This window comes from Pseudomonas sp. ANT_H4 (assembly GCF_008369295.1).
GTDB lineage: Bacteria > Pseudomonadota > Gammaproteobacteria > Pseudomonadales > Pseudomonadaceae > Aquipseudomonas.
In genome coordinates this window covers 1-21,200 of record NZ_VOBG01000027.1, presented here as the reverse complement: position 1 = coordinate 21,200, position 21,200 = coordinate 1, and the positions used below count along the sequence as shown (strand labels likewise).

The 21,200-nt window shown below is 59.0% G+C and carries 19 protein-coding genes and 2 pseudogenes; 14 read left to right on the top strand and 7 right to left on the bottom strand.

What is annotated here, in order from left to right; all coding sequences use genetic code 11:
- Positions 1-29 precede the first annotated feature (29 nt).
- The 8 genes from FQ182_RS24625 to FQ182_RS24595 all read left to right on the top strand — a co-directional run bounded on the left by FQ182_RS24625 (position 30) and on the right by FQ182_RS24595 (position 6,805).
- A complete protein-coding gene (locus tag FQ182_RS24625; protein ID WP_149414192.1) occupies positions 30-272 on the top strand; it encodes a hypothetical protein in 243 nt (80 codons plus the stop codon).
- Between the two features lie 11 nt (positions 273-283).
- Positions 284-418, top strand: a complete 135-nt coding sequence (locus FQ182_RS30530; protein ID WP_256666332.1) for a hypothetical protein — start codon at positions 284-286, stop codon at positions 416-418.
- Positions 419-575: 157 nt separating this feature from the next.
- The gene (locus FQ182_RS30760; RefSeq protein ID WP_149414191.1) at positions 576-2,570 is read left to right on the top strand and encodes an aminotransferase class I/II-fold pyridoxal phosphate-dependent enzyme; all 1,995 of its coding nucleotides are present in this window, start codon (positions 576-578) and stop codon (positions 2,568-2,570) included.
- A gap of 25 nt (positions 2,571-2,595) precedes the next feature.
- On the top strand, positions 2,596-3,432 hold the full coding sequence (locus FQ182_RS24615; protein ID WP_149414190.1) for a transporter substrate-binding domain-containing protein: 837 nt from the start codon (positions 2,596-2,598) through the stop codon (positions 3,430-3,432).
- Positions 3,433-3,443: 11 nt separating this feature from the next.
- A complete protein-coding gene (locus tag FQ182_RS24610; protein ID WP_149414189.1) occupies positions 3,444-4,157 on the top strand; it encodes an ABC transporter permease in 714 nt (237 codons plus the stop codon).
- 7 nt (positions 4,158-4,164) lie between these two features.
- Complete coding sequence (locus FQ182_RS24605; RefSeq protein ID WP_149414188.1) at positions 4,165-4,863, top strand: ABC transporter permease; 699 nt, start codon at positions 4,165-4,167, stop codon at positions 4,861-4,863.
- Positions 4,860-5,813 (top strand): DMT family transporter, encoded by a 954-nt coding sequence (locus tag FQ182_RS24600; protein WP_149414187.1) that lies wholly within the window; start codon positions 4,860-4,862, stop codon positions 5,811-5,813. The genes FQ182_RS24605 and FQ182_RS24600 overlap by 4 nt, the downstream gene beginning before the upstream one ends.
- Complete coding sequence (locus tag FQ182_RS24595) at positions 5,810-6,805, top strand: succinylglutamate desuccinylase/aspartoacylase family protein (protein WP_149414186.1); 996 nt, start codon at positions 5,810-5,812, stop codon at positions 6,803-6,805. Before FQ182_RS24600 ends, FQ182_RS24595 begins: the two co-directional genes overlap by 4 nt.
- Here the strand turns inward: FQ182_RS24595 and FQ182_RS24590 are convergent.
- Entirely contained in the window at positions 6,802-7,257 is a 456-nt protein-coding gene (locus FQ182_RS24590; protein WP_149414185.1) for an Lrp/AsnC family transcriptional regulator, read from the bottom strand. The genes FQ182_RS24595 and FQ182_RS24590 overlap by 4 nt on opposite strands.
- Positions 7,258-7,388: 131 nt before the next feature.
- Here FQ182_RS24590 and FQ182_RS24585 point away from each other — a divergent pair, with 131 nt between their 5' ends.
- Positions 7,389-8,282 (top strand): DMT family transporter, encoded by an 894-nt coding sequence (locus FQ182_RS24585; protein ID WP_149414184.1) that lies wholly within the window; start codon positions 7,389-7,391, stop codon positions 8,280-8,282.
- Between the two features lie 44 nt (positions 8,283-8,326).
- Here the strand turns inward: FQ182_RS24585 and FQ182_RS24580 are convergent, their stop codons facing one another.
- Complete coding sequence (locus FQ182_RS24580) at positions 8,327-10,327, bottom strand: U32 family peptidase (RefSeq protein WP_149414183.1); 2,001 nt, start codon at positions 10,325-10,327, stop codon at positions 8,327-8,329.
- 70 nt (positions 10,328-10,397) lie between these two features.
- Positions 10,398-10,778, bottom strand: coding sequence for a RidA family protein (locus FQ182_RS24575; protein ID WP_149414182.1), 381 nt, complete (start codon positions 10,776-10,778; stop codon positions 10,398-10,400).
- A 219-nt stretch (positions 10,779-10,997) separates the two neighbouring features.
- Between FQ182_RS24575 and FQ182_RS24570 the strand changes: the two genes are divergently transcribed.
- Positions 10,998-13,535, top strand: coding sequence for a heavy metal translocating P-type ATPase (locus FQ182_RS24570; RefSeq protein WP_149414181.1), 2,538 nt, complete (start codon positions 10,998-11,000; stop codon positions 13,533-13,535).
- 78 nt (positions 13,536-13,613) lie between these two features.
- Here FQ182_RS24570 and FQ182_RS24565 read toward each other — a convergent pair whose 3' ends face one another.
- The gene (locus FQ182_RS24565; RefSeq protein WP_149414180.1) at positions 13,614-14,603 is read right to left on the bottom strand and encodes a zinc-dependent alcohol dehydrogenase family protein; all 990 of its coding nucleotides are present in this window, start codon (positions 14,601-14,603) and stop codon (positions 13,614-13,616) included.
- An 87-nt stretch (positions 14,604-14,690) separates the two neighbouring features.
- Complete coding sequence (locus FQ182_RS24560) at positions 14,691-15,071, bottom strand: DUF4440 domain-containing protein (RefSeq protein ID WP_149414179.1); 381 nt, start codon at positions 15,069-15,071, stop codon at positions 14,691-14,693.
- A 138-nt stretch (positions 15,072-15,209) separates the two neighbouring features.
- On the opposite strand from FQ182_RS24560, the gene FQ182_RS24555 reads away from it, so the two are divergent.
- Positions 15,210-16,094 carry a LysR family transcriptional regulator gene (locus FQ182_RS24555; protein ID WP_149414178.1) on the top strand — a complete coding sequence of 295 codons (885 nt, stop codon included), beginning with the start codon at positions 15,210-15,212 and terminating at the stop codon, positions 16,092-16,094.
- 48 nt (positions 16,095-16,142) lie between these two features.
- Here the strand turns inward: FQ182_RS24555 and tatC are convergent.
- Positions 16,143-16,772: pseudogene (gene tatC, locus FQ182_RS24550) on the bottom strand (twin-arginine translocase subunit TatC); the annotation flags it as partial.
- 423 nt (positions 16,773-17,195) lie between these two features.
- Entirely contained in the window at positions 17,196-18,464 is a 1,269-nt protein-coding gene (locus FQ182_RS24545; RefSeq protein ID WP_149414176.1) for a VWA domain-containing protein, read from the bottom strand.
- Positions 18,465-18,913: 449 nt separating this feature from the next.
- Between FQ182_RS24545 and FQ182_RS24540 the strand changes: the two genes are divergently transcribed.
- The 3 genes and pseudogenes from FQ182_RS24540 to FQ182_RS24535 form a co-directional block, all read left to right on the top strand.
- Positions 18,914-20,584 carry a sodium:solute symporter family protein gene (locus FQ182_RS24540; protein WP_149414175.1) on the top strand — a complete coding sequence of 557 codons (1,671 nt, stop codon included), beginning with the start codon at positions 18,914-18,916 and terminating at the stop codon, positions 20,582-20,584.
- Positions 20,566-20,697, top strand: a complete 132-nt coding sequence (locus FQ182_RS30055) for a putative transporter small subunit (protein WP_218575104.1) — start codon at positions 20,566-20,568, stop codon at positions 20,695-20,697. Before FQ182_RS24540 ends, FQ182_RS30055 begins: the two co-directional genes overlap by 19 nt.
- 133 nt (positions 20,698-20,830) lie before the next feature.
- Positions 20,831-21,073 (top strand): annotated as a pseudogene (locus FQ182_RS24535) (AAA family ATPase); the annotation flags it as partial.
- Positions 21,074-21,200: the final 127 nt, after the last annotated feature.

Here is a 21,200-nt window from a genome sequence, read left to right as displayed (position 1 = left end):
TGTTTGTAAGTGATCTGTAAGAGGTAGCTATGAACGATCAGTCCGAAACCCCGCTCTACGGTGAAGACCCGCAAGTGAGTGGCAGAAACGATCCTGCCATTGACGGTGGCTTGAACGAAGCGCCGGCTTCTGAATCGACGACCAAAGCGCCCAAGGACCCGCAACCCGCCAGTGATCCTGTGGCCAAGGACAATGAGTTCAGCCCGGACTTCAAGTCCGAGCAGGAGCCCAAGCCCGAGACCGACGCTGATATTGACACCCCGGGCGGCTAGAGGAAAAAACCATGTCATGTGAAACCGAAGAACCCATCAACGACCCTGGCAACGAAGATCCAGGCTCCCTGATGGATGATGCTCAAGTACCCCTCATTGACCCGGCTGACGCGGCGGATGCAGGTAATGCCGAGCGTCAAGACTGACGATGGAGTCGCCTCACCACAACGACCTGTTTTAGCTGTAAACGACACCTGTGAAATTTACCGTTGAACGAGTGTTCAGTTTCAATTATGTTGGCTGCACCCCCCGGCTGGCGACAGCCGGGCTTGCGCTTTTTCTGATTGAACGAGAGGCACTGGCATGCGGTTTTCACCCTTTGTTGAGCGAATTGCAGGGCAGGGCGTGGCAGCCTGGGATATCCACCATGCAGCCTTCCAGGCAAGCAGCAAAGGCGAAGACATCATTATCCTCAGCGTCGGCGACCCGGATTTTTCCACGCCGGCCTTTATCACAGACACCGCCATTAACGCCCTGCGCCAGGGTGATACCCACTACACCGAAATTCCCGGCCGCCCGGCACTGCGGGACGCCATCGCCGCCCGCTACAGCCAATCCCTCGCACGGCCTGTGAGCGCTGAAAACGTCATCACCGTCGCCGGGGCGCAAAACGCCTTGTTTGTCACCTCCCTGTGCCTGTTGCAGCCTGGTGATGAAGTGGTCGTCCTTGACCCGATGTACGTCACCTACGAGGCCACCCTCAAGGCCAGCGGCGCGACACTGGTGCGGGTGCCATGCTCGGCCGAGACAGGCTTTCGCCTCGATGCCCAATTGCTGGCCGCCGCAATAACCCCGCGTACTCGGGCGATCTTTTTCTCCAACCCCAATAACCCCACCGGTGTAGTCCTCAACCGCGACGAACTGCAATCCATTGCTGATCTGGCGATCAAACATGACCTGTGGGTGGTGGTGGACGAGGTTTACGAAAGCCTGGTGTTCGAGGGCGAGTACCACAGCCTCGCCGCCGTAAAGGGCATGGCCGAGCGTTGCATTGTGATTGGCAGCCTGTCCAAGTCCCACGCCATGACCGGCTGGCGCATCGGCTGGATAATCGCCGAACCGACCATGGTCGCCCACGCCGAAACCCTGGTGCTGAGCATGTTCTACGGCTTGCCGGGCTTTGTCATGGAAGCGGCCACTGCGGCGGTGTTGGCCCACGACGAAGTGACCGGTGGCATGCGCGAAATCTACCTTCGTCGTCGTGACCTAGTGGTGGCCGGGCTCAGCGGTTGCCCAGGCATCAAGGTGCAGACACCACAGGCCGGGATGTTTGTGCTGGTAGATGTGCGCGACACCGGCCTCAGCTCCCTGGATTTTGCCTGGCGGCTGTTCCGTGAAGCGGGGGTATCGGTGCTGGATGCCGCCGCGTTCGGCGAACCGGCCCAGGGCTTTGTGCGGCTGTCGTTCACCCTGGGTGAAGTGCGCTTGGCCGAGGCCTGCGTGCGCATCTCTGGCTTTGTTGCCAAGTTGGCGCAAGAGCCGCGCGTGGTCCCGGTTGCCAGGATCATTACCGTGCAGCCCGCCGAAGCCAAAAAGATGATCGAGGTGCTCAACCTGCACAAACGCTTCGGCAATATCGAGGTGCTCAAGGGCATTTCCCTGACCGCCCACGAAGGCGAGGTGATCTCGCTGATCGGCGCCAGCGGTTCGGGTAAAAGCACCTTGCTGCGCTGCATCAACATGCTTGAAGTGCCGGACCAGGGCAGCATCCACGTCGATGGCGAAAGCATCAAACTCAATTACGGGCGTCCCGGCGCGCCGCTGGTGGCCGACGCCAAACAACTGGTGCGGATTCGCTCGACCCTGGGCATGGTGTTCCAGAACTTCAACCTGTGGCCCCATCGCACGGTGCTGGAAAATCTCATCGAAGCACCGACCCAGGTCCTGCGCGAAAGCCGCGCCGAGACTATCGAACGCGCCGAAGCCTTGCTCGACCGCGTGGGCCTGGCGGCCAAGCGCAACGAGTACCCGGCCTTTCTCTCCGGTGGCCAGCAACAGCGGGTAGCTATTGCCCGCGCCCTGGCCATGCGCCCCAAAGTCATGCTGTTCGACGAACCCACCTCGGCCCTCGACCCGGAACTGGTGGGTGAAGTGCTGCGGGTGATTCGATCGCTCGCAGAGGAGGGCCGCACCATGATCCTGGTCACCCATGAAATGGCCTTCGCCCGGGATGTTTCCAGCAAAGTTGCTTTTCTGCACCAAGGCTTGATCGAGGAAACCGGCACGCCGGACTCGGTGTTTATCGACCCACGCAGTGAGCGTTGCCGGCAGTTCGTCAATGCGCATCAAACTCGCTAACTCCATAATAAGACGGGGCAAGATCATGCAATCCAATCGACTGGCAAAGTGGTTGAGCAGTGCGGTGTTGATGCTGGCGGCAGGTACGCTGCTGGCGGCGGAAAAACCCATCGTGTTTGCAGTGGCGGCGGAACCCTATCCACCGTTCACCGTCAAGGGCGGCAACGGGCAATGGTCAGGCTTTGAGGTGGACCTGATCCATAAACTCTGCACAGGCATGAACGCGCAATGCCAGATCAAAGAAGTGGCCTGGGACGGCATTATTCCGTCGCTGCTGGCCAAGAAGATCGACGTGATTTTCTCCTCGATGTCCATCACCGATGAGCGTGAAAAACAGATCGCTTTCAGTCGCGCCTATTACGACTCGTTGCTGGGCGTCGCCGGGCCCAAGGGCAGCGAAGTGGAAATCTCCCCGGCGGGCCTCAAGGGCAAGCTGATCGGTGTGCAGATATCCACGGTCAGCGCCAACTACCTGAAGAAGTACTACGAAAACATCGCCGAGCTTAAGTACTACGACACTCAGGAATCCGCCAACGCCGACCTGATTGCTGGGCGCATTGACTACATGATGGCCGACGACACTGCCATCGCCATGATGGTTAAAACCCCTGAAGCCAAGGACCTGGCCCATATTGCCAGCGTGCCCTATGACCCGATTATCGGCCGTGGCGTCGGTGCCGGCCTGCGCAAGGAGGACACCGAACTCAAAGCCAGGCTGGACAAGGCCATAGGCGAATTGCTGGTGAGCAAGGACTACGCCGACCTGTCTCAACAGTATTTCGGCTTGTCCGTCAGCCCGTGCAAAAGGGCCGACACCGAGGCGTTCGAGAGCAAAGTCTGCGACAGCCCCTACGCCAAGTAAGGAGGCCTGAAATGCCGGCGATGTTCGATCTACTCGGCTTCAGCGAACAGGGTTGGGGCCATGCGCTGCTGAAAGGGTTATGGATGACCCTGCAGATCTCGGCCGGGTCCTTTGTGGTCGGGCTGCTGATCGGCCTGGTGGTGGCCTGCGCCAAGCTCAGTGCGCCCCGGCCGATTGCCCTGGTAATGCGCGGCTATACCACCGTATTTCGCGCGGTGCCTGAGTTGCTGCTGATCCTGCTGCTGTATTACGCAGGCTCCATGGGCCTCAACGCGCTGATGCTATGGATGGGATTTGAGCAGGTCAATATCAGCGGGCCGCTGGTGGCGATTCTGGTGCTGGGGCTGGTGCAGGGCGCGTATGCCTCGGAGATCTTCCGGGCGGCGATCCTGGCCATTCCCCACGGCCAGATTGAAGCGGCGCGAGCCTTTGGCTTGAGCGGCTTTGGCCTGTTCCGCCGGGTGACGTTGCCGATCATGGCGCCTTACGCCTTGGCGGGCATGTCTAACCTGTGGATCAACCTGATCAAGGACAGCGCGCTGATCAGCGTGGTCGGCACCAACGAGTTGCTGTACACCGCCAAGCAGGCGGCGGGTTCGACCCGGCACTACCTGTTGTTCTACCTCACGGCCGCTGCCTTGTATTACCTGGTGACTCTGGCCTCCAACTACCTGTCCGGGCGCCTGGAGCGACGTATTCGTCGCTGGATGCCTGTGGTCGAGTGAACAGCTTATGCCTGAGTGGATATTTTATTACGCAGGACTGATCGGCAAAGGCTTGCAAACGACCCTGTCGCTGTTGGCGATCTCGGCCGTGCTGGGTTTTACCCTGGCGGTGCTGGTGGCGTTGGCGCGGTTGTCGCGGCGCAAGTGGCTGGCCCGTTGCGCCATGGCCTACACCAGTGTGCTGCGGGGCACGCCGCTGCTGATTCAGATCTACATTTTCTACTATGGCCTGGGCAGCCTGTTCGCCCAGTTTCCGATGGTGCGCGGCAGCTTTCTGTGGCCGTTCCTGCGCGATGGTTACTGGTACATCGTCTTTGCCCTGGTGCTGTCGGTGGGTGCCTATGTCGGCGAAGTGATTCGCGGCGGCCTGCTGGCGGTGCCCAAGGGTGAAATGGAAGCGGCCTCGGCGTTTGGCATGACCCCACGCCAAGCGCTGCTGCGGGTGCGTTTGCCACGGGCGATGCGCCTGCTGTTGCCGACCCTGGCGGGGGAGACGGTGATGCTGCTCAAGTCCACCGCCCTGGCCTCGACCATTGCCGTGGTCGACCTGCTGGGTGCGGCCAACGTGGTGCGTGCGCAGACCTTGCAAATCTACCAGCCGCTGCTGTTGGTGGCTGGTGTCTACCTGTGCCTGACCTTTTTGATCGAAGGGGTGTATGCCATTGCCGAGCGGCGTGGCACGCCGTTGCGCAGGTCCGTCGGATGAAAAACGATCGCTCCCTGCAAGGCATCGCCCTGTGCTCGTTGGCTTACGCTTTTCTGGCCTTGCAGGACGCGGTGATCAAATGGCTGGTGGCCGACTATTCGGTGTTCACCATTCTGTTCTGGCGCAGCCTGGTGGTGGTCGCCGCGTGCGTGATCGCCGGTCGTCTGGGCCTGTTGCGCCGGGCCTGGCACTCGGTCAGCCGCAAGCTGCTGATCATTCGTGGGTTGCTGTCGTTGTTGGCCTGGTTGCTGTACTACACCGCCGCCCGTGACCTGACCCTGGCAGAAATGACCACGCTGTATTTTTCTGCGCCAATCATGGTTACGTTGCTGGCGGCGTTGATCCTCAAGGAGCGTGCCAGTCGCGGCCAGTGGATCGCACTGATCATTGGGTTTGTCGGCGTGGTAATCGCCTGTCGGCCCAGTAGCATGGTCGACCCGGTGCCGATTGCCCTGACGTTGGCGGCGGCGTTGTGTTGGGCCTTTACCTACATCCAGTTGCGGCAGGTAGACGACAGTACCTCGGTGTTGGAGCAGATGCTGATCACCAACGTGGTGTTTGTGATGTGCATGGCGGTGACTTTGCCCTGGACCCATACGCCCTCACCGACGCCAGCGTGGCTGGGCATGTTGGCGTCGGGCCTGGTGGGCGGCATCGGCCAGTTCCTGCTGTTTGCCAGCTTTCGCCGGGCTACGGCGACGTTGCTGGCGCCGTTCGAGTACACCGGGCTGATCTGGGCGTTCCTGTTGTCCAGCCTGATCTGGGGCACGTTGATGGACGTGTCGCTGATCATCGGCGCCGCACTGATCGCCGTCAGCGGCACGCTGGCCATGCTCAGCGCCCGGCCTCCGGTGTCACAGGATGTGGTCGGCGCCGAATGCTCCGTGACCCAGCCCCTGTACCCGGCAGAGACCGATGTGCAACCCGTTGGCGAGGAAACCCAGAGATGACAACAGACCTTTCATGGCATGTCCCCGGCGACTCAGGAAACACGCTGCACATCGGCGCCTGGCGCATTGAAGGCGACGGCAGCGGCCCCAGGGTGCACCTGCAAGCCGGCGTGCATGCCGATGAAATCGCCGGGATGCTGGTGCTGCATCAACTGCTGCCCAGGTTGCAGGCGTGTGCGGATCAGGGCCGGCTCAAGGGCAGCGTTACCGTGGTGCCCCAGGCCAATCCGTTCGGCATCGGCCAGTTTCGCCAGGGGCGGCAGCTGGGGCGGTTTCATGAGGCCACCGGGCAGAATTTCAACCGTGGGTTTGATCACTCCCTGGCCCTGGATCGACCCGCCAGCAACCTGGCCCAATGGCAAAAAAGCCTGGTGCAACTGGCCGCCGAGGCTGAGTTGGTGCTAGACCTGCACACCGATGATGAAGCCGTGCCGTACCTCTACATCCACCGCAGTTTCTGGCCTCAAGGCCAGGCATTGGCGGCTGCGCTGAAAGTGGATCTGGCCATTCTCTGGGATGACGGCGGCGATGGTTCATTTGAAGAAACCATTATTGCCCATGCAGGCCCACGACTGGCAGCGACCATCGAGCTGCGAGGGCAGGGCGATGTCAGTGATCAACTGGCCCAACAGGATGGCGACGGGATTTGGGCCTGGCTCTGTGCAAGCGGCGTGATCGACGAGCCTGCGGTAATCGGCGATTGGCAGGGCCAGGCGGTGGATATGGGCTGTATGGAAACGATCCTAGCGCCGTGTCCCGGAGTATTGGTATTTGAAAAGGGCCTGGGCGATGAGGTCGAGGAAGGCCAGCGTTTTGCCAGGATTATCGGGCGACCGGGGCAACCCGATTCCGAAGTGGTGCTGCGAGCCGCACAAACCGGGCGCATGGTGACCCGGCACCGGGAGCGGTTGGTGGCCCAGGGCTCGGTGGTGGCCAAGTTTACCGGCAGCAGGGTTTCAGAGAGCTGGAGTGGCGGGGTGTTGGACCCCTAGGTATAGCTATCTACTTGTCCCAACGGCGGCAACCGCCGTTTCACCGGGGTTTTCTTGACGATGGCGGTGTTTGTCTCGGCATAGACATTGAGCCGGTCAAGGAGTGTGTCCAGTTGATCCATGGTGCGTACATGCAGCCGGGCGATAAAGCAGTCTTCACCGGTCACCTTGTCGCACTCGGTGAACTGCGCGATTGCCTGGATTTGCCGTTCCACTTCCTGCAAACGTCCGGGCAAGGGGCGAATGCGCACGATGGCTTGTAGCAGATAGCCGAAGTGTTTGGGGTCGATGTCCACCGTGTAGCCTTTGAGTACGCCGCGTTCTTCCAGCCGTCGCAGCCGTTCGCCGACGCTGGGGGAGGACAGCCCAGTGATCCCGGCCAGAGCCTTGAGGGAGCGCCGAGAGTCTTCCATCAAGGCGGCGATCAGTTGTTGGTCGATGTGGTCTATCACGGTTTTCTCCTGAAGTGGTTTGTCGAGTTTGCCTAATAAGAATAGGTAGAAATGGTTTTTCGCCTTTTTTAGGTTCTGGAGCAGGTGACGTTCAGCTTGCCATAATTGAGCCTCACTTGAGGAGCAGAGTCATGGACAAATCCATACGTCGCGGGTCGTGGGAAATGGTTGGTGCTATGCTGATTTCCGGCACTATCGGCTGGTTCGTACTGGCGGCAGGCGTGCCGGTGATCGAGGTGGTGTTCTGGCGCTGTGTGATCGGCGCCTTGACCCTGGTGGCGGTCTGCGGGCTGCTGGGTTATCTGCGTCTTGACCTGCTGAGCTACTCGACACTCGCGTTGGCCATGCTCAGCGGAGTGGCCATCGTCGGCAATTGGTTGCTGCTGTTTGCCTCCTACGCCAAGGCTTCAATTGCCATCAGTACGGCGGTCTATAACGTCCAGCCCTTTATGCTGGTGATGCTTGCGGCGGTGTTCCTGGGTGAAAAAATCACCGTGCCGAAGCTGGCCTGGCTGGGCGTGGCATTCCTGGGGATGTTGGCGATTGTCACCGCTCATGGGGACCAGCAGAACAATGGCGAGGACTACCTGGTCGGCGTGGCGTTGGCGATAGGCGCTGCGTTTCTGTATGCAGTTGCGGCGCTGATTATCAAACGCCTGAAGGATGTTCCGCCGCATCTGATGGCCTTGATTCAAGTGACCACTGGGGCTTTGCTGTTGGCGCCATTGATGCAGTGGCAGAGCGTGTCCGCTTCACTGGACTCCTGGGCGGCATTGCTGACACTGGGCGTGGTGCATACCGGTTTGATGTACGTGTTGCTCTATGGCGCGATCCAGAAGTTGCCCACCGCACTCACCGGTGCGCTGTCCTTCATCTACCCCATCGCCGCGATTTTTGTCGACTGGATCGCCTTTGGCCATCGTTTGGGATGGACGCAATGGCTTGGCGTGGCCGCGATTCTGTTGGCCGCGGCGGGGTTGCAGCGGGGCTGGTGGTGGCGGTCCAACGTTGCGCTGCAACTGTGAAAATGGGCGAGCACGGCACCGTAGCGGTGTGCTCGCCTTCTTGCTCAGTGTGGAGCGCGAGGGATGGTCTTGAGCAGGTCGGCAGGGCTGATATGGCCGACGACCTGTTGCACGCTGCTGCCCGGTAGCGGCAGGCCAAGGATATGCCCCTTGATCTTGCCCATCACGTGCATCTCGCACGGCTTGCAGTCGAACTTCAGTGTCAGCACCTCATCACCATGCACCAACTGCATTGGCGCGACTTTGGTGCGCACGCCGGTAACGCCTTTGGCCTGCTTGGGGCAGAGGTTGAACGAGAAGCGCAGGCAATGCTTGGTGATCATCACCGGCACCTCACCGGTTTCCTCGTGGGCCTCGTAGGCTGCGTCGATCAGTTTGACGCCGTGACGGTGATAGAAATCGCGGGCCTTCTGGTTGTAGACGTTGGCGAGAAACGACAGGTGCGCCTCCGGGTACACCGGTGGTGGCGTGGCCTCGGCTTTGCGCCCGCCCCGAGGGTGAGCGTTGATACGGGCAGCCGTCAGCGCTTCGATGACTTCACGGCGCAAGGCCTTGAGCTGCGAGTTGGGAATGAACCAGGCCTGCGGTGCATCCAGCTCGATGGCGGTGGCGTGGTACTGGGTGGTACCCAGTTGGCCAAGCAGGTCGTGCAGTTGCTCCAGCGCCTGTTCCGGTTTGTTGGCAATACCAAATGGGCCGGGTAGGGTGACGCTGGCGCTGATGCCTTCTTCGCTGGTGGCTATCAGTTCCAGGCGGTCTTCACGCAAGCGAGCGACCCAGCAAAGCCCGATCCGGCGCTCAGCAGACGTCTTGAGCAGGGCCTGCTGCCAGTTATGGTCCAGGTTGCGGTTCAACGGGTGGTTGGGTTTGAGGTTGTACAGCCCGCCCGGCATCTCGTTGGGTTCGACGCGATAGCGGTAGCGCTTGGCGCCGTCTTCTTCAAACTCACCCTTGGCCTCGGCGATGTTGGCGCGAAAGCCGACGACTTCACGCTTGACCAGCACATTGAGGCCATCGCCATTGGACAGTGGCTCGTGGGTAATTACCTGCAGGTCACGCTTGCCGACTTTTTCCACCACACCCACCGGCAGCCCCGTGAAGGTTGGGGTGTCGAAGGCGCCGATGTCGATCTTGCGATCGCTGACGAAGTAGTCGGTGCTGCCACGGTGGAAGGTCTTTTCCGGATCGGGCACGAAGAAGTGCGCGGTACGGCCACTGGACGCGCGGGCCAGGTCCGGGCGGTCTTCAAGGATTTCGTCCAGGCGCTGGCGGTAATAGGCGGTGATGTTCTTCACATAACCCATGTCCTTGTAGCGACCCTCGATCTTGAACGAGCGCACGCCGGCATCTACCAGGTCGCGCAGGTTGGCGCTCTGGTTGTTGTCTTTCATCGACAGCAGGTGTTTTTCAAAGGCAACCACACGACCCTGGTCATCCTTGAGGGTGTAAGGCAGACGGCACGCCTGGGAGCAATCGCCACGGTTGGCACTGCGCCCGTTCTGCGCGTGGGAGATATTGCACTGACCGGAGAACGCCACACACAGCGCGCCGTGGATGAAAAATTCGACCGCCGCATCAGTCTCGCTGGCGATGGCGCGGATCTCTTGAAGATTCAGCTCGCGAGCCAGTACCAGTTGGGAGAACCCCGCCTGGTCGAGAAACTTCGCCCGCGCCAGGGTGCGGATGTCGGTCTGGGTGCTGGCGTGCAGCTCGATGGGAGGGATGTCGAGCTCCATCACGCCCAGATCCTGGACGATCAACGCGTCAACGCCGGCATCGTACAACTGGTGGATCAGCTTGCGTGCCGGCTCCAGCTCGTTGTCGTGCAGGATCGTATTGAGGGTGGTGAATACCCGCGCGTGGTAACGACGGGCGAACTCCACCAACTGGGCGATATCGCTTACGTCGTTGCTGGCGTTATGGCGAGCGCCGAAACTTGGGCCACCGATGTACACGGCATCGGCGCCATGCAGGATGGCTTCGCGAGCAATGGCCACGTCGCGGGCAGGGCTGAGCAGCTCCAGGTGATGCTTGGGTAAGGACATATTTTTTAGTCAGGCTTGTCACGGTCGAGGGACGCATTGTAGCCGTGAAATGCCTGACCGACATCTCACATCAGGCCTTGGCCGCCATCGCGGTGACTTCCACACGCATTCCTTTGACTGCCAGTGCTGCAACGCCAATTGCGGCGCGGACCGGCCAGGGTTTGGCGAAGAAGCGTTTGTAGACTTCATTGAAGGCGGCGCGGTCGGCCATGTCAGTAAGGTAGATGGTCAGGTGCATGACCCGGTCGATGGAGCTGCCGGCGCGCTCAAGAGCAACCTTGAGGGCTTGCAGGGTGCATTCGCTTTGCAGGGTGATGTCACCCAGTTCCAGGCTGCCGTCGGCGCGGGTGGGGATCTGCGTGGAGACCAGAATGCCGTTGAAACCGATCACGTCGCTGGAAATGGAATCGGCGTCAGGGTCGGGGGTGAAGCTGAGGTCGTGGTTTGCCATTGGGATCTCTGTGGGAGAAAGCGAGGGGGCAGAGTATCAACCGAGCGCAGGACTGACGGCAAGGCTGGGCGAAGGGCCCGCGACCCTGGGGTGGAGCCAAAGGTTGCGGACCTGGGCCCACGAAACAAATTACACCCTCCACATTACCCAAAGGGCTTGACCTTCCCACCTCGGGAAGCTTTAGGCTTTCTTCAACAGCAACATTCAAGGGGTAGTTCAATGGCTTCCGTTTCCCACCCACAAGGCTCCAATCCATCCAAGTCCCTGGACACTCGTCTGAGCCTGCCGGTGGAAGGAATGACATGCGCATCGTGCGTCGGCCGTGTCGAACGCGCGCTCAAAGCAGTCCCTGGTGTGCAAACGGCCGCAGTCAACCTTGCCACCGAGCGCGCCGACATCACCTTCACCGGCATGGCCGACCCGCAGGCGGCTGTCCGCGCCATTGAGAGCGCCGGCTACTCTGTGCGTGAAGAGACCACTGAGCTTGCGATCGAAGACATGACCTGCGCGTCATGTGTGGGTCGGGTTGAGAAGGCGCTCGCCAAAGTCCCGGGCGTGCTTGAAGCCAATGTCAACCTGGCGACCGAGCGTGCGCGGGTGCGCCACCTTGCCGGAGTTGTCTCCACGGCCGACCTTGAAGCGGCGGTCAAACAGGCCGGTTACAAGGCCCGCCGCTTGTCCGCCGAAACGGCAAATGCGAGCGATCAGGACGCCGAGCGTCGTGACAGCGAGGCGCGGGCGCTGCAGCGCTCCATGTTGATTGCAGCCATCCTCACCTTGCCAGTCTTCATCCTTGAGATGGGCTCGCACCTTATTCCCGCCATGCATCATTGGGTGATGGCGGTTATGGGGCAGCAGACGAACTGGTATGTACAGTTTGCGTTCACCACCCTTGTCCTGTTTGGTCCGGGTCTGCGTTTCTTGCGCAAGGGCGTGCCGGCATTGCTGCGCGGTGCTCCCGACATGAACTCGCTGGTCTCGGTCGGCACGGCGGCGGCTTATGGCTACTCGATCGTCGCAACCTTTATCCCCGAAGTGCTACCGCAGGGCACCGCCAACGTCTATTTTGAAGCCGCCGCGGTCATTGTTACCTTGATCCTGCTCGGCCGCACGCTGGAGGCGCGCGCCAAGGGGCGCACCTCGCAGGCGATCAAGCGGCTCGTTGGCCTTCAGGCCAAGACCGCGCGCGTTGAGCGCAACGGCGAGGCTGTCGAGGTTGCGCTTGATCAGGTGACAACCGGTGACATCGTGCAGGTTCGTCCGGGCGAGAAAGTTGCAGTCGACGGCGAGGTCGTCGAGGGCGCCTCTTATGTTGACGAGAGCATGATCAGCGGCGAGCCCGTGCCCGTGTCGAAAGGGGTAGGCGCCGAAGTCATCGGTGGCACGATCAACAAGACGGGCGCTTTCAGCTTTCGCGTCACCAAGATCGGCGCGAATACGGTGCTCGCGCAGATCATCCGCCTGGTCGAGCAAGCGCAGGGTTCCAAGCTGCCTATCCAGGGGCTGGTCGACAAGGTGACCATGTGGTTTGTGCCGGCGGTGATGGCGGCGGCCACGGTGACCTTCCTGGTCTGGCTGATCTTCGGTCCGGCCCCGGCGCTGACCTTCGCGCTGGTTAATGCGGTCGCGGTTCTTATTATTGCCTGCCCGTGCGCCATGGGGCTGGCTACGCCAACCTCGATCATGGTCGGTACGGGCCGCGCGGCCGAGCTGGGCGTGCTCTTTCGCAAGGGCGAAGCCCTGCAGGCGCTGCGCGATGTGAGCGTTATCGCGCTCGACAAGACCGGCACGCTGACCAAAGGGCGTCCCGAGTTGACCGACCTGGTTCCCGCCGAAGGTTTTGAATACAACGACGTGCTGGCGCTCGTTGCGGCGGTCGAGACCCGCTCCGAGCACCCGATCGCCGAAGCCATCGTCATGGCCGCAAAGCAGCGGGACATCACCCTCGCACCCATCGAGAGCTTCGATGCAACACCGGGCTACGGTGTGTCGGCCAAGGTCGCCGGCCGAACCGTCGCCGTCGGCGCGGACCGCTTTATGACGCAGCTCGGTCTTGATGTGGCAAGCTTTCTGTCGACGGCCCAGCGCCTCGGCGAGCAAGGTAAAAGCCCGCTCTATGCCGCGATCGATGGCCGGTTGGCGGCGGTGATCGCAGTCGCCGATCCGATCAGGGAGACGACGCCCGAGGCGATCAGGGCGCTGCACGCGCTCGGACTCAAGGTCGTGATGATCACCGGCGACAATGCGGCTACAGCCACGGCGATCGCCAAGCAGCTGGGCATCGATGAAGTCGCGGCCGAGGTGTTGCCCGACGGCAAGGTCACGGCGCTGAAGAAGTTCCGGATCAATGGCGCGAAGGTCGCCTTCGTGGGCGACGGCATCAACGACGCCCCGGCGCTCGCCGAAGCCGACGTCGGGCTCGCCATCGGCACGGGAACCGATGTGGCGATCGAGGCGGCTGACGTGGTGCTGATGTCGGGCGACCTGCGTGGCGTGCCGAATGCCATCGCGCTCAGCCATGCGACGATCCGCAACATCAAGCAGAACCTGTTCTGGGCCTTCGCCTACAACGCCGTGCTGATCCCGGTCGCGGCGGGCGCGCTCTACCCGGTGAACGGCACGTTGCTTTCGCCGATCTTCGCCGCGGCCGCGATGGCGCTCTCCAGTATCTTCGTGCTCGGCAATGCGTTGCGGCTCAAGCGCTTTCGGGCGCCTATGACGGTCGAGTCCCGCAACGACGACCTTCGGATCACATGACGCCCTCGGGGCCGTTTCCACAAGGCTCCCTGCGACCGGCCCGCGTTGCTCGACTCAGACCCTGAGCCAGGTTCTGAGTCAGACAGTCACCACAACCTTTCCGATCTGTCCGTTCGATTCTAGAAAACGGTGGGCTGCTTGAATTTGATCGAGAGGAAACGTCCTGGCGATCAAAGGCGACAGTTCTCCTGAACTCAGCCCTTCAAGGATGAAGGCTTTGGCGCGTTCCAATACCGCGTCATCAGTAACAACTTCGGTATAGAGAAACCCCTTGAGGGTGAGGCTTTTGCCCAGCACGGTGAACAACGGGAAGGGTGTCGGCTCAGCGCTGAGCGCACCGTACTCAAGCAAAATTCCGCCACGAGCCATACTTTGTGTAAGCGCTTCGAAAGAGGGGCCTCCAATGGGATCAAACACCACACGAGCACCAAGACCTTCGGTGAGTTTCAGCACTTCGTCAGCCAAGTCCTGTTCCTCGCTGGCAATCACATGATCCGCACCGGCCTCGATCAAGGCTTGGCGCTTGGCGCTGGTACGTGTCACTGCAATGCTGGTAGCACCCACCTTGCGCGCGAGTTGGATGGCTGCCAAGCCGACGCTACTTGAAGCGGCAGTCACGATAATGAAATCGCCCTTGGTGAGCTTCGCCTGTTCTATCAATGCGCCATAAGCCGTTACGTATTGCATCCAGACTGCAGCAGCCTGCTCGAAGGACAGCGATGGCGGGTGCTTGACGGTGAGCCTTGCTGGAATGTTTGCCACTTCTGCATAGGTACCCCAGCGTGCAATATCGAGCGGGGGAATCAGGCTGACTACGTCGCCGGCCTTGAAGTTTTTAACATCACTGCCCACGGCTCGCACGATGCCAGAGGCTTCGTAACCCAAGCGACTTGGAAAATTGGCCTCTTGAAGGTAGGCATGATTGCGGAACATCACTTCTGCGCGATTTAAGCCAATAGCTTTGACATCAATCTGAACTTCGTCGGCTGCAGGTGCCGGTACGGGTACTTCCTCCAGCGTCAGGACGCTGGCGTCGCCATAAGTGTGAATACGGACAGTACGAGCCATGTGGTTTCTCCCAATGAAAGGTTCAAAGCCGAATGCCCACGCATTTGGCTGACGGTTTTACAAGTCCAGGCCTTCAACAATTTAGACTCAGTCAGCGCCACGCGGGTTATCAATCACGAATTTCCAGGTGCCATCTGGCTGCCGGCGAACGACCTCTACGTTCTTGCCCTCAACCTTCAACGGGTTGCCTTGGGGGTCCCTGGCAATCGCTGACCAGCTACCACGCAACAGAGCAAGATCCTGTTCAGCATTGAGAAAGGTCGTGAGCTCAGAGGTGAACGTGGGCTCTTCCAGGTCCATCCAACCTCGCAAGGTTTCACGAATCGCAGCCTGGCCTACCACGGCTTCGCCGGAGTCGATGATGAAGGTTGCGTTGTCTTCATAGAGAGCAACAGCAGCTTCGAGATCCTTGTCTCTGATAGCTTGGAAGATGAGCAGATCGCAGTCTTCAGGTTTAAGCGCGGCCATGATTTTGCCCTAAGTGTTGATGAGCTGAGAGCGCTTGTCTTGGTGACAGGCGAGGATATGCAAGCGCTCTAAATTAGGGATTGGGGCCGTCGAAATAAATGGTTAGGATGGCTCCACACTCCAAACAGAAAGTTTCCAATGGATCGCTTCACCACGATGGCAACGTTCGTCAAAGCTGTGGAACTGGGCTCGTTCAGTGCTGCGGCGGATGACCTGAATCTGTCCCCTCAGTTAGTGGGCAAGCAGGTCAAGGCTCTTGAGCAGCACCTGGGTGTACGGCTGCTGACCCGCACGACTCGCAAACAAAGCCTGACTGACTTTGGCCAGCAATTTTACGAACGTGCCAAGGTCATTTTGGCCGAAGTTGAAGAGGCTGAAGGTCTGGCAGCTGAGACTCGCGCGGTCCCAAGTGGCAGGTTGCGCATAAATGCTTCAGTTGCTTTTGGAGAGCGAACGCTGGCGCCACGCTTGCTGGAGTACATGGCCAAGTACCCTGGCGTATCGGTAAACCTCACGCTTTCCAACCGACTGGCTGATCTGGTTGATGAAGGTTACGACGTAGTGTTTCGCATCGGCGAACTGGGCGACAGCGGACTCAAGGCGCGCTACCTGGGGCCGTACGAATTGATACTTTGTGCATCACCTCAGTACCTGGCTGCTCGTGGCCCCATTTCCTCCCCGTGGGATTTACAGCAACATGAGTGCTTGGGCTTTGCGTACTCAGATGGGCGTAACGAATGGAGTTTCGACGGGCCTGAGGGGCGTGTCGATGTGCCTATTACCAGCCGACTCATGGTCAATCAAAGTGAACCGTTACTGCGTGCTGCGCTGGCGGGATTTGGATTGATACTTCAGCCCTCGGAACTGGTCGAGGAGGCATTGACTCAAGGCACGCTCATACGAGTGCTCACCGACTATCGAACACCATCACCACCGATCAACATGTTGTACGCCCCTGATCGGCGCATCACACCAAAGCTGCGCAGTTTCCTGGATTTTTGTGTAGAGGCATTTGGTCGATAAGGTGTGCGGTTGCACCCTGCAGGTCTTGCACCTCCAATGAAGTGCCGCTTATCCAGCACTTTGCGCCAGCGAGCGCCCCTGACGTCCAGCAACTGAACCGCTGGCCAGCAATCCCAGTTCGAACAGCACCCACATTGGCACCGCCAGCATGGTCTGCGAGAACACGTCAGGAGGAGTCAGTAGCATGCCGACGACAAAGCAGCCGACGATCACGTACGGACGGCTCTTTCTCAGGGTCTGCACGTCTGTCACCTTGGCCCAGACCAAAAGGAAAGTGGCGATCGGGATCTGGAACGCCAGGCCGAACGCCAATAGCAGCGCAAGGATGAAGTCCAGGTACAGGCCGATGTCGGTCATCATTGCGACGCCGTCGGGCGTGACGCTGGTGAAGAAGCTGAACATCATCGGGAAGACCAGGAAAAACGCGAAGGCCATGCCGCCATAAAACAACATGATACTGGCGCTCAGCAGCCATGCGCCGATCCGCCGTTGCTGGCGATAAACCACCGGCGCGATCATGCCCCAGACCTGATGCAGCAGCGCTGGCATGCTGATAAACAAGGCAATCATCAAGGTCAGTTTGAGCGGTGCGAGGAATGGGGAGGTCACGCCGGTAGCGATCATTGTCGCGCCTTCGGGGAGATAGTCGCGCAGCGGATCGGAGACGAAGGTGTGGAGTGCCCAGGGGCTGCAAGTGCAGGGGTGTCGATGTGCGCCGCCACAGTGGGCTCAAGTTGGATGCCCTCACGCAGGCACTGTTCGAGTTGACGCAGTGGTTGGCTGTAGAACTCGGATTGGGCCAGGCAGGCAGTGATCAGAGCAGCCAGCAGGACACGAGAGGACAGTGTGAAACGAGCTATGGAATCTCCATTTTTATCGTTATGACTAGACTGGTATTGAGCTTAAAACTCGTCTCAGCGGTTTGGATAATCGTCAAGCGACAAAAACCATGCAAGGCATTCGACCCCGTTCTTTCCCTGGTCATGGATGTAGTTTCCCAGGCTGGGAAACTACTTGCACCAGAATGGGAGCGGGTAGAGGGGCAGGGCGACAAAAGGCGGCAGTGGCGAGCTTGCACGCGCCACGGGATCTTCAACGCATCTACGCGATAATGCCCTTCTCAGTCGCTTCCTTGATCCAGGATGGGAACTCTTCCATCAGCTTGTCGTAGAGTTCCTCTTCAGAGATATCGTTCAGGTCATCCAGTGCGAAGAAACCACAGTTATCAATGGCCCTTCCGGACATATCGTCTAACCGCTCAAGGATCCCGTAGTTCCGCCCTCCGACACCCACGAACTGCCAGAAGCAGGGAAGTGCGGCTGCCTCAGTAATCAACTTCGTTATGGCTCGGTCTTCATGGATCCCACCATCGCTGATGAATAGGACGTAGACGGGAGTCTTGTCGCTAGATTTGGCGTAGAAGTCGATCACCTGGCGAATAACCTTGGGTTCGTCATTGATCCGCTGGCCGACACCCCATTTTTTCCAGCCGCCATCCTCGCTGTTCACGTAGTCCGAGTAGTTGGCCATGCTCACTTCAGACAACTTGCAGGGCTTGGCCCCGAACGCCCAGCAGTCGAGCGCGCCATCGTCGTCGAATGCAACCGCCAGAGGCAGTAGTCGATTGATGACTTCTTGAACTTTTCCGCGGGAGTATTGGCCGTTCATCGAGCCACTGGCATCGAGCACCAGTGCCACGCGCGCTTTCAGCTCAGTGAGTTTGACCTTTTCCAGACTGATCTGCGCTTTCTTGGCCAGGCTCACCAAGAGGGGCGCACCTGCAGCAATTTTTTTCTCAAAAGAAATCTTGGAGGGTGAGGGTGGCGGGGCTTCTGATACCGGTGCTGGCGCAGTAGTTTGCTCAGCCACCTCGCCACCAAAGTGGCGAACCAGGGCATCCAGACCGTCATTGAAGCCTTGCAAGTTGGACTGGAGCCGCCACACACCGTCCTTTCGATAGATGTCGGCAACCATGATTGCCTTTTCCCCAGCGAAGTCTCCACCCGAGAAGTTGCACGTAGCGCGCTGATGACCATCAAACTGGTGAATTGCGAAGAAGCTGGCCGTGATGTCCTTCATCGCGCCATTGCCATCGATTGATGCCGTGAAAACCAAACGGTCAATGGTTGCGGGCAGCGTCCCAAGGTTCAATTTGAAATCGCCACCGCTCAGCAGGGTCACGCTATTACAGGGCGTAGCAGGCTGATTAAAAAAGATCATGTAACGGTCATCAGACAATTTGCCGCTGACATCAAGGCCGAAGCATACGAAGTCGATGACATTGGGGGACTTGATCGCGACGGACAGCGTCAGTTGGTCACCTTGGATGATGCTCGACAGGGGCAATCGTTGCCCTTGGGTAATCTGCATGCCACGTCCTTTTGATCGTCAATGAAAGGGATTTATCTTACAAGCTTGCTAAGAATTGATCATTGCCTGTGATCCCTGTTTTCAGGATAACGGGCAGCTGTTCATACCGCTGGGTAGGGCGTCGGATGTGCCCTTCAGCAACGCTCGCTCAAAGTCTATATAATGCGCGTCTGTTCGTGTCAGGGCCCTGCGGCTCTGATGCAGGACTTATCTTCCGGCCATTGCCGCCGGCCATTGCTGCAAGTACCGGCTCAACGTGCTAGCGCACGCTTTGCCTTAGACCTGGGACGCCCTTTGCGTTCCGTCTCTTGCCAGCCTTCACGATGACAACCCAGCGGACCGCTGTCCGATGCCACCTGCCTGTCAGGAACCCCGGGTTGTTTTGCGCCTGCCGATTTCGGTCTTTCATTACGTCTGTGATGACTGTGGCGCGCATAAAGGAGAAAGGAATGTTCCAACTTTCCACCCCCACCGTCTTGCTGCTTCTGTTCTGCTTCTATGGCTTGACCTTTTTAGTGTCGTTGCGCGTGGGTCGCAAGGATGAAAACGTCGATGGCTATATGGTTTCCAATAACTCAATTGGTTTTGGCATGGCGGCTGCCAGCATGACCGCTACCTGGATCTGGGCCGCTTCGTTCTACGCGGCTGCCACCGCCGGCTACAAGTTCGGCATCTCTGGCGCGCTGCATTACGGCTTCTGGGGCGCGTTGATGATTTTGTTTATCTACCCCTTTGGCCGGCGTTTTCGCGCACTGGCGCCCAAGGCCCACACCCTGGCAGAGATCATGCACGCCCGCCACGGGCGTTCCAGCCAGATGATTTTGGCGGGCTCGAATATCGTCGGCAGCATGATTAGCTTGATGGTCAACTTTACCGCTGCTGGTGCGCTGGTTGCCGTGTTGTCCCCGCTGAGCTTTATTCAGGGGGTGTTGATCGCCGGTTTCGGGATTTTGAGTTACACCCTCTGGTCAGGCTTTCGCTCTTCAGTGCTGACGGACTTTGGCCAGCTGATCGCTATGATCTTCGCCGCCGTGGTGATTATCCCCATTATTTTCTTCCAGCTTGGCGGTCCGGAACTCTTCGCCCAAGGCATGCCGAACATTTCCGCGGAGCAAGCCAGCTTCTATTCGAGAACCGCCATTCTGGAGCAGGGCGCACCGTATTTTGTTGCGGTATTGGCTTACGCCATTGGTAACCAAACGATTGCCCAGCGATTGTTTGCGGTGCGTGAAGACTTGATGAAGTCGACCTTTATCACGGCCACCATTGGTTATGCATCGATTGTGATTGGCCTGGGCATGCTGGGTTTCCTGGCCTTGCTGGCCGGTGTGCAACCGGTGGATGGCGACTTGAATAACCTGATCCCGCAAATGGCCTCGACGTACTTGCCGCCGTTTGCAATCGGGCTATTTTTCATCATGGTAATCGGTTCGCTGTCGTCGACCGCCGATTCGGATTTATCGGCGCTGTCCGCGCTGGTGATGACTGATGTATATGGCAAGAACCTGGCCAAAGGTAAGCCAAACCCCAAAATCATGTTGTTCGTCGGGCGCTTGACCATGGTCGTTGCGACGATGCTCGCCGTGGTATTCGCCAGCCTCAAGCTGGACATCCTGACCATGCTTATCTTCGTGGGCGCGTTATGGGGCGCTATCGTATTTCCGGTAATAGCCAGTCTGTACTGGGGGCGAATCACCAATGCCGCCTTTACCAGTGCGGCCGTCACAGGTTTTCTGATGTTTATCGTCGCGCGCTTCGAACTGCTTGAGTTGCAAGGTGCAGTGGCACTGTTCTTCGAGTTGTTTGCATCAATCGGTGGTGGGGTGGTGATTGGCTTGATGGCCTTCGGCTTCTTCGGCCGCAAGGTCGGGTTTACGTTTGGCGGGCTCGCTTTTTTGATTCTGGCGCCGTTTGCGTTCGGCTTTTTGCGTGATTACACGGTATTGCTCAGCTCACTCACTGCCTACGGCGTCAGCACTGTGGTTTGTGTAGTGGTGAGCTTGATGTCCAACGAAGATTTCGACTTTGATTGCATCAACGAACGTGTCGTGGCCTTCCACTACGGCGCCAATGGCGCCACTGAAGACAAAGGAGTTTCCCCATGTCCGGTTTTGCGTTAACCCTGTATGTATTGATCTGGCCCGTCATTGCGGCGGCCGTGATGATCACCTTGTGCGTCAGCTTGTACCGAGACATGCGCAAGGCAAAACGTGAAGGTACTGATCTGGTGTAACCCGATCCGAGGTGCGGGCAAGCGACAGGTGCTTGTCCGTACCCATTTCAGTCTCATTTCAACCTTCACTTTGCATCCAATGCGGCAGCGATCCCATGTGCTGAGCTGACAATCATCAATCGGTATTTGAAGAATGAATCGTCCGCTGTTTGTTTCTCTAGATGGGCCCAAGGGAACCGGCAAAACCACACTGTTGGAGGCCGTTACGAAAGTACTGAGGGCAGACAACAAAAAGGTGATCCGACTTTGCGAGAAAAAAAGCGATCCCTATAGGGGTGAAACAATGGCCCTCGTTAACAAGCTCGTCAGAAATCCCTCCCGAGATTTGGAGTTGGAGGTTTGTGAGCGCTTTGCTGATAGCCGTACCTGGATTTCCCTGTCAATCAGCGTCCAATAGTTTCCAGGTAACAGCGTCCAAAACTTTCCAGTTGGCTACGCGATTTTCATCTGTTTCTTGCGCTGTTTGAAGCGGAACGAATCATTGCCGGTTTCTAGAATTTCGC

Excerpts from the sequence above, each read along its gene's own strand:
- FQ182_RS24625 (WP_149414192.1), top strand. The coding sequence starts at position 30 with ATGAACGATCAGTCCGAAACCCCGCTCTACGGTGAAGACCCGCAAGTG.
- FQ182_RS30530 (WP_256666332.1), top strand. The coding sequence starts at position 284 with ATGTCATGTGAAACCGAAGAACCCATCAACGACCCTGGCAACGAAGAT.
- FQ182_RS30760 (WP_149414191.1), top strand. The coding sequence starts at position 576 with ATGCGGTTTTCACCCTTTGTTGAGCGAATTGCAGGGCAGGGCGTGGCA.
- FQ182_RS24615 (WP_149414190.1), top strand. The coding sequence starts at position 2,596 with ATGCAATCCAATCGACTGGCAAAGTGGTTGAGCAGTGCGGTGTTGATG.
- FQ182_RS24610 (WP_149414189.1), top strand. The coding sequence starts at position 3,444 with ATGCCGGCGATGTTCGATCTACTCGGCTTCAGCGAACAGGGTTGGGGC.
- FQ182_RS24605 (WP_149414188.1), top strand. The coding sequence starts at position 4,165 with ATGCCTGAGTGGATATTTTATTACGCAGGACTGATCGGCAAAGGCTTG.
- FQ182_RS24600 (WP_149414187.1), top strand. The coding sequence starts at position 4,860 with ATGAAAAACGATCGCTCCCTGCAAGGCATCGCCCTGTGCTCGTTGGCT.
- FQ182_RS24595 (WP_149414186.1), top strand. The coding sequence starts at position 5,810 with ATGACAACAGACCTTTCATGGCATGTCCCCGGCGACTCAGGAAACACG.
- FQ182_RS24585 (WP_149414184.1), top strand. The coding sequence starts at position 7,389 with ATGGACAAATCCATACGTCGCGGGTCGTGGGAAATGGTTGGTGCTATG.
- FQ182_RS24580 (WP_149414183.1), bottom strand. The coding sequence starts at position 10,327 with ATGTCCTTACCCAAGCATCACCTGGAGCTGCTCAGCCCTGCCCGCGAC.
- FQ182_RS24575 (WP_149414182.1), bottom strand. The coding sequence starts at position 10,778 with ATGGCAAACCACGACCTCAGCTTCACCCCCGACCCTGACGCCGATTCC.
- FQ182_RS24570 (WP_149414181.1), top strand. The coding sequence starts at position 10,998 with ATGGCTTCCGTTTCCCACCCACAAGGCTCCAATCCATCCAAGTCCCTG.
- FQ182_RS24565 (WP_149414180.1), bottom strand. The coding sequence starts at position 14,603 with ATGGCTCGTACTGTCCGTATTCACACTTATGGCGACGCCAGCGTCCTG.
- FQ182_RS24560 (WP_149414179.1), bottom strand. The coding sequence starts at position 15,071 with ATGGCCGCGCTTAAACCTGAAGACTGCGATCTGCTCATCTTCCAAGCT.
- FQ182_RS24555 (WP_149414178.1), top strand. The coding sequence starts at position 15,210 with ATGGATCGCTTCACCACGATGGCAACGTTCGTCAAAGCTGTGGAACTG.
- FQ182_RS24545 (WP_149414176.1), bottom strand. The coding sequence starts at position 18,464 with ATGCAGATTACCCAAGGGCAACGATTGCCCCTGTCGAGCATCATCCAA.
- FQ182_RS24540 (WP_149414175.1), top strand. The coding sequence starts at position 18,914 with ATGTTCCAACTTTCCACCCCCACCGTCTTGCTGCTTCTGTTCTGCTTC.
- FQ182_RS30055 (WP_218575104.1), top strand. The coding sequence starts at position 20,566 with ATGTCCGGTTTTGCGTTAACCCTGTATGTATTGATCTGGCCCGTCATT.